The organism is Bradyrhizobium sp. 62, from assembly GCF_023073035.1.
Lineage (GTDB): Bacteria > Pseudomonadota > Alphaproteobacteria > Rhizobiales > Xanthobacteraceae > Bradyrhizobium.
Window position 1 is genome coordinate 16,990 of sequence record NZ_JADPIT010000010.1, and the last position, 6,357, is coordinate 23,346.

General features: G+C 64.9%; 6 protein-coding genes. All 6 read left to right on the forward strand.

The window, feature by feature from the left end; all coding sequences use genetic code 11:
• A partial coding sequence (locus IVB47_RS04255; RefSeq protein WP_253075190.1) for a flagellin occupies positions 1 to 133 on the forward strand: 133 nt, incomplete at its 5' end.
• A gap of 269 nt (positions 134 to 402) precedes the next feature.
• Positions 403 to 1,314 (forward strand): flagellin, encoded by a 912-nt coding sequence (locus tag IVB47_RS04260; protein ID WP_027570485.1) that lies wholly within the window; start codon positions 403 to 405, stop codon positions 1,312 to 1,314.
• Positions 1,315 to 1,618: 304 nt separating this feature from the next.
• Entirely contained in the window at positions 1,619 to 3,250 is a 1,632-nt protein-coding gene (gene fliF, locus IVB47_RS04265; RefSeq protein WP_247358366.1) for a flagellar basal-body MS-ring/collar protein FliF, read from the forward strand.
• Positions 3,247 to 3,954, forward strand: coding sequence for a hypothetical protein (locus IVB47_RS04270; protein WP_247431248.1), 708 nt, complete (start codon positions 3,247 to 3,249; stop codon positions 3,952 to 3,954). The genes fliF and IVB47_RS04270 overlap by 4 nt, the downstream gene beginning before the upstream one ends.
• 6 nt (positions 3,955 to 3,960) lie before the next feature.
• Positions 3,961 to 5,292 (forward strand): MotB family protein, encoded by a 1,332-nt coding sequence (locus IVB47_RS04275; protein ID WP_247460049.1) that lies wholly within the window; start codon positions 3,961 to 3,963, stop codon positions 5,290 to 5,292.
• Positions 5,289 to 6,357: chemotaxis protein (locus IVB47_RS04280; RefSeq protein ID WP_247460051.1), on the forward strand; the 1,069-nt coding region annotated here is incomplete at its 3' end. The genes IVB47_RS04275 and IVB47_RS04280, both read left to right, overlap by 4 nt.

The following is a 6,357-nucleotide window of genomic DNA, read 5'->3' on the forward strand; positions in this document are numbered from 1 at the left end:
TCAGCTCGTCGACGCCGACATGAACCAGGAGTCCACCCGCCTGTCGGCCCTCCAGGTCCAGCAGCAGCTCGGCGTGCAGGCGCTCTCGATCGCCAACAACAGCAGCCAGAGCATCCTGTCGCTGTTCCGCTAAGCCTCAAACGATTTTGGGGAGGGCCGCGCTTCTCGCGAGGCGCGGCCCTTTCATTTTGGCGTGACATCGCGCGCCGCAATTTCGGCCGCCTTGTTGCGGCAAAGACACAGAGCCACAAGCCCCGCACAAGCTTCGCGGGCTATCGTCGCCGTTACGACAGGTTGGGCCTTGACGCTTTTGCGCAGCCCAAAGGCATGACGCCGCCCTGCCGTACCGGTGTAAGTCCGGTATGTCCCCAAATTTAATTTAATCTCCAAAGGGACATCAAAATGGGTTCTAGCCTCCTTACCAACTCGTCTGCAATGACCGCGCTGCAGACCCTTCGCAACGTCAGCTCGCAGCTCGCGACCACGCAGAACCGGATCTCGACCGGTATGCGCGTCTCGACCGCCTCGGACAACGCTGCCTATTGGTCGATCGCGACGTCGATGCGCTCCGACAACGCCGCGCTTTCCGCGGTCTCCGACTCGCTCGGCCTGTCGGCCGCGACCGTCGACACCGAATATACCGCTCTGACCTCGGTTATCGGCGACAAGGACTCCGGCCTGACCAAGCTCCAGGCCCTGCTGGTCGAAGCCAAGACCGCAGGTATCGACCGCACCAAGATCCAGGCTGACATCACCCAGATCCAGCAGGATATGAAGCTCAAGGCGAACTCGGCGACCTTCAACGGCATCAACTGGCTGAGCACGACCGCCACCACGCCGACGACCTTCAACCTGGTGTCGTCGTACTCGCGTGTCGGCGGTACGCCCACCATCGGCTCCATCACCGTGACGACAGCGAACTACTCGCTCTACACCTCGACCCAGACCGGCATTCTGGACACGGCTGGTTCGACCTCTCCGTCGATCAACACGATGAGCATCTCCGTGCTGACCGACTCGGCGGCTGACCAGACCACGCTCGATGGCTACATCGCGCAGGTCACCGCCGGGATCAACTCGGTGGCGTCGGCCGCCGCCAATCTCGGTGCCGTCAAGAACCGACTCGCGACCAACACGGAATTCGTCAAGACCCTGATGGACTCCGTGGACCGCGGTATCGGCCAGCTTGTCGACGCCGACATGAATGCGGAATCGACCCGCCTTCAGGCGCTCCAGACCCAGCAGCAGCTCGGCGTTCAGGCGCTCTCGATCGCCAACCAGAACAGCCAGAGCATCCTGTCGCTATTCCGCTAAGCCGCGGCTTCGAAAACGACCGTGCTCCTCAGGGAGCACGGTCTCCGCCGTGAGCGGCGGATCCGACGGCACACGACGTGCCCACATCGATTCCTGACGCCACATTCCAGGCAACACGCCGTCGGCGATCGCACCGCGATGCGACCGGCCGTCCGCTTGTCGCCGACGCGCGCAAATTGCGTCACTCAGTCTCTTGTAAAATTGCAACGCCTCGCCGGCGAACCGACACATTCGTGGTCTCGCGCAACCTTCAGACAAGGTTGGCAGCAGAGTGTCCTCTACGTTCGCATTGGTATGAGGTCACATGCTGTTCAGTCGTGCGCAGATACAGCAACTGCTCAATAATCTGCTGGAGCTTGGGCCGCGACGCCTGATGGCCTTGGGATTGATCGGTTTCGCCGTTCTCGTCACCGTCGTGGGCGGCGCCTATTATCTGAGCCGGCCTGAATTCGAAACGCTCTATACCGGTCTTTCCCGCGAAGACGTGACGCGTATGGGTGCCGCGCTGCGCGAGCAGAACATCACCTTCGACGTCAACACCGCCGGCGACGCGATCTCGGTGCGTCCGAGCCAGACCATGCAGGCGCGGATGCTGCTCGCCGAGAAGGGGCTGCCGACCAGCGCCAATTCCGGCTACGAGCTGTTCGACAAGATCGGCTCGCTCGGTTTGACCTCGTTCATGCAGGAGGTCACCAAGCTCCGGGCGCTGGAAGGCGAAATCGCCCGCACGGTGCAGTTGATGAAGGGCGTGAAGGCGGCGCGGGTGCATATCGTGATGCCGGTGCGCGGGTCGTTCCGCGCGACGCAGCAGCCACCTTCGGCATCGGTCGTGCTGCGCACCGACGGCGCGATCGAGGCGCGCACGGCGCAGTCGATCCGTCATCTCGTCGCGGCGGCCATTCCGGGCATGAGCCGCGACAAGGTCACGGTGCTGGACGCCGACGGTTCGATGCTGCTTGCCGAAGAGGACGAGGCCACTGCTGCTCCGACCAAGATGGCGAGCCTGCAGAAGACGGTCGGCGGGATGGTGCAGGAGAACATCCGCAAGGCGCTGACGCCATATCTGGGCCTCGACAATTTCGAAGTGAGCGTTGCATCGCAGCTCTCCACCGACAAGCGGCAGACCAACGAAACCGTCTACGATCCGGAGAGCCGCGCCGAGCGCTCGGTGCGGAACGTTCGCGAGAACGAGAAGTCACAGAACGCGGACCGTTCGCAGCCGACCACGGTGCAGCAGAACCTTCCCGACCAGCAGGTGAACGCCGGCGGCACCAAGAATTCCAGCGAAGACAAGACCCGCCGCGAGGACGTCACCAATTTCGAGGTCTCGTCCAAGACCACGACGACGGTGAGCGACGGCTATTCGGTGAAGAAGCTGTTCATTGCCGTGCTGGTCAACCGCGGGCGGCTCATTGCCGACCTCGGCGACAAGAGCAACCAGGCCATCGTCGACAGCAAGCTCGCCGAGATCAGCCAACTCGCGGCCACGGCCGGCGGGCTGGACAAGGCGCGCGGCGACCAGATCCAGGTGACGGCCGTCGATTTCATCGAAGGCTCGCGCGAACTGGCGCCGGTGCCGCCGATCAGCTTCGTCGAGATGATCAACAAGCAGCTCGGCAGCGTCATCAACGCAGTCACGATCCTGGCCGTAGCTTCGATGCTGGTGTGGTTCGGACTTCGTCCTGCGGTCAATGGCATTCTGACCCACCGCGCGGCGCAGGAGCAGACCGAGGCGGCGGAAGCCGCCCAACTCGAGTCGGCCGCGGGCGCCCTTGCATTGGCGGATAGCGAGGAGGCCGAGCTCAACCTGGTCGAAGACCTCGAAGGCAAAATGCAGCGAACGCCGCAGAAGCGGCTGGAGCAGATCGTTCGTCTCGATCAGATGCAGGCGGCAGCGATCCTTAAAGACTGGATGCGACGCGAGGAGGCGGCATGAACGCGGCAATCGGAAAGCTCCTGACGCAGTTCGACACGAACGGGCGGGTCAAATCGCCTCCGCCTCCACCGCCGCCCAAAATCCAGGATGTGCTGACGAGGCCGAAGGAAGCCCGGCGCGAGCCTCAGCCGCAGCCTCAGACCCATTCGCAACCGCAATCGCAGCCGCAGCTTCAGTCGCCGCCCCCGGCGCCGAAGGCGGAAGCCCCGGCGGTCAATCTCCTGGACGATGCCTTTCGGCGCGGCCATGCGGCCGGCGTCGCGGAGGGCGAGTCCAGGATCGCCGAGGAAAGAGTTCGCAGCGCGATCCGGCTCGGCGAAGAGCGGGCCAAGTGGTCCGACCAGCAGGCGGTGGCGGTCGTCAGCGGCTTCGACACGGCTTGCCGCGAAATCGAGACCAACATTGCGAGCTCCGTTGCGCGGATATTGCTGCCATTCCTCGCCGACGCGGTCCGCGACAAGGCGATCGGGTCGCTGGTCGAGCAGATTGCGGCGCTAACCGGCAATTCGCCGGTGCCGGTGTTCAAGGTCACCGGCCCGAGCGAACTGCTCGACCTGGTGAAGACGCAGCTCGGGACGGCGCGGCGAACCGGCATCGAGTATGAGGCCGCCGATACATTCGAGGTTCGCGTCGTGGCCGACCAGACCGTGATCGAGACCCAGATCACGGCCTGGAGCGAGCGCCTGAAAGAGGCGCGCCGGTAGTCCGTCATGAATGAGGTCAAGTCAGAACTCGTCATCATCCGCCGGAGGAGCGCCTTCGACGACGAGAAGCCGCACGGCGGCGTCTGGAAGATCGCCTATGCGGACTTCATGACCGCGATGATGGCGTTCTTCCTGGTGATGTGGCTGATCAATGCGCTCAACCAGGATCAGAAGCAGGTGGTCGCGAGCTATTTCAATCCGATCAAGCTCGCGGAGAACGCACCTGCCCCGAAGGGGCTCAAGGATCTCTCCAAGAAGGAGCCGTCGTCGTTCGACGGCCAGGACGGCAGGCGCCAGCCGGGAGGACCGAGCGAGGAACGTCGCGGTGACTCTCCGACGGCCGAGAAGCCGCCCTTCTACGAGGAGAAGGTCCTGTTCCGCGATCCCTATACGACACTCGCCGAGATCGCCAGCAGCGCGAACCAGGCCTCGGGCCAGCGGCGCGCCGGCGCTTTGACGTCCGCCGAAGAGGATGGCCTCAAGGGAGGCGACGCCTACCGCGATCCGTTCGATCCCGGCTATTGGAAGCTTGCGCCGCAGGCACCCAAGGATGCCGATCGCATCATCGAGCCCAAGCCCGAGCTCAAGCCGAATGCGTCCGCGCGCGACACTGCGTCCGGCACAGGCGAGGGCGAGCCGCAGGCACGCCGAGCCAGGCAGGACGATGCCGGCGGAAGCGTGGCTCCGAACGCCGATGCGTCGTCCACAAGCCTGTCGGCTCTGCTGCCGCCGGGGCCCGCGCCATCGCAGGCCTCACGCGAAGGGAGCGCGCAGCCCGGCGCCCAGGCTGGTAATCAAGCCAATGCCGCCGCTCAGCCGCGTCCCAACGACACGACGAAGGAATCCGAGCCGCGCGACGCGGCTCAGGCCCAGCAATTAGCGGTCAAGCAGCTTCAGTCGGCGATCGCGGACGCGCTGTCGGACGTCAAGGCTGGCGCCGGACCGGTGGCCGAGGTGCGTCAGGTTGAGGAAGGCCTGCTGATCAGCCTGACCGACGATGCCAACTTCGGCATGTTCGCGGTCGGCTCGGCTGAGCCGCGGCCCGAACTCATCCGGGTGATCGACAAGATCGGCCCGCTGCTGACGAAGCGTCCCGGCGTGATCATCGTCCGCGGCCACACCGACAATCGGCCGTACCGTTCGGAGGCCTATGACAACTGGCGGCTGTCGACGGCCCGTGCGCAGATGGCCTATTACATGCTGGTCCGCTCCGGTGTCGATGCGCAGCGCATCGAGCATGTCGAGGGTTATGCCGATCGGCGGCCGAAACTTCAAAACGATCCGGCGGCCGCGCAGAATCGCCGGATCGAGATCATGGTCCGGGAGAAGCGTCCTTGATCAGGCCTCTTCTCCGCGCCGCGCTCCTGATGCTGCTGCCGTTCACGGCGGCAGGCGCATTCGCCGAGCCGGCACCGATGCCGCCCCCGCTGGTATCGGCATCGGGCGAGCCATACGAGCTCGTTCGGGCGTTGCAGGCCGTGCAGGACGGCATCGCCAACGGCGATAGCGCGGCGCACGGCAGCCACGGCGCATTGATCCGGCAGATCGGCGAAAAATTTCTCGCCGCCGATCCGGGCGTGTGGAGTAATTCGCAGAACGGCCAGGCCGCCATCATCTACCTGCTCAGCGGTGGCGCGCCGCAAATCATCCGCAAGCTGCCGCGCGACAAGCTGAACGTCGATGGACGGCTGTTCGATGGCGCGCTTGCCTATGTCGAGGGTCGTCAGGACGAAGCGCGCGAACTGCTCAAGGACGTCAAGCCGCGGACGGTTCCGTCGGGCCTGGCCGGACAGCTCGCGCTGGTCCAGGGCGCGCTGTTCGCACGCGCTGAGGCATCGCTCGCAATCGAGCGTCTGGATGACGCGCGCTTGCTCTTGCCGGGCACATTGGTGGAGGAGGCCGCGCTGCGGCGCGAGATCCTGTTGGTCGGGCAAGCCGAGGATTTCGACAAGTTCGAGTTCCTGACGCTGGCCTATATCAGGCACTACCACAACTCGGTCTATGCCGGGGACTTCTGGCAGCGCTTTGCGACCGGCCTGACGCAGTCGAGCCTCGCGCTCGACGAGCGTCGGTTTGCGCGGATCACCACCCTGCTGGAGCAGATCGACCGCGCGAGCCGCCTCAAGCTCTATCTCGTGATCGCGCGGACCGCGATGGTGCGCGGAGGGCTGGCCGTGACCCGGCTTGCCGGCGAGCGTGCCCTAACTCTCAGCGCCGATGCCTCGGCGGAGCGCGAGCGGGCGCATTTGTTCCGCGGCCTGTCGCGGGCGCTCGCCGACGAATATGACGGCGGTCTCGCCGAGTTGAAGGCGCTCGACCGGTCGAAGCTGCCCGAGCGCGACATCCCCTTTCTCAATGCAACGGTGCAGCTCGCACTCGACGTTCGCAAGCCGTTCGCCGGCG